1 protein-coding gene is annotated in these 932 nt (G+C 33.4%); it reads left to right on the top strand.

The genetic code is table 11. From position 1 onward, the window contains the following. Positions 1-109: 109 nt before the first annotated feature. The coding region (locus tag H5072_RS20395; protein ID WP_182694630.1) for an acyltransferase at positions 110-932 on the top strand (823 nt) is incomplete at its 3' end.

Here is a 932-nt window from a genome sequence, read left to right as displayed (position 1 = left end):
TAGTATCTAAATAAGCTGAGCTAATACATAAAATTAATGATGATTAATTTACTAGCGTTGTTGCTTCGTCTCATTTATAAAGAATTTATATCAAATAAGGAATATTAGTTTGCAGTTCAGGGAAGATATTAATGGCTTGAGGGCCATAGCAGTCATTGCAGTTGTTTTATTTCATTTTAACTCATCTTGGATGCCTGGTGGATTTGCAGGTGTAGATGTATTTTTTGTTATCTCTGGTTTTTTAATGACTGGGATAATATTTAAAGGATTAGAACAACAAAAATTTTCTATTTTAAGGTTCTATGTTGCACGCGCAAATAGGATTATTCCAGCGCTCGCCATTCTGTGCATTATATTATTAATTTTAGGCTGGTTTTACCTTACCCCTCAAGACTATAAAGCATTAGGAAAACATACCGCAAGCAGTGTTACTTTTGTATCAAACGTAACATACTGGCTAGAATCAGGTTACTTTGATGCCTTAGCAAGCGAAAAATGGTTATTACATACGTGGTCATTATCTGTTGAATGGCAATTTTATATTGCTTACCCATTAGTCCTCGTTGCCCTATATAAATTTATATCTATAGAAATGATGAAAAAAGTAGTGTTAGTTAGCACTATTTTAGGGTTTGTATTTTGTGTTCTAGTTACTTATAAATGGTCCAAAGGTGCTTACTTTTTATTGCCATCACGTGCCTGGGAAATGATGCTAGGTGGGGTTGCATACCTATATCCATTTAGCATTAAAGATAAGCAAAAAAAGTTAGTAGAGTGGACCGGTATTACTCTTATTTTAGGCTCTTACTTTTTAATTTCAAAAGATACACCTTGGCCTGGTTACTTTGCTGTTTTTCCTGTTTTAGGTGCATTTCTTGTTATTCAAGCACAACGCAACAATAGTATCGTCACAAGTAATATTGTCTTTAAAA

Source organism: Pseudoalteromonas sp. SR45-5 (genome assembly GCF_014163565.1).
Lineage (GTDB): Bacteria > Pseudomonadota > Gammaproteobacteria > Enterobacterales > Alteromonadaceae > Pseudoalteromonas > Pseudoalteromonas distincta.
Note: the sequence above shows the minus strand (reverse complement) of the source record. Positions and strands in the feature narration are given on the sequence as shown.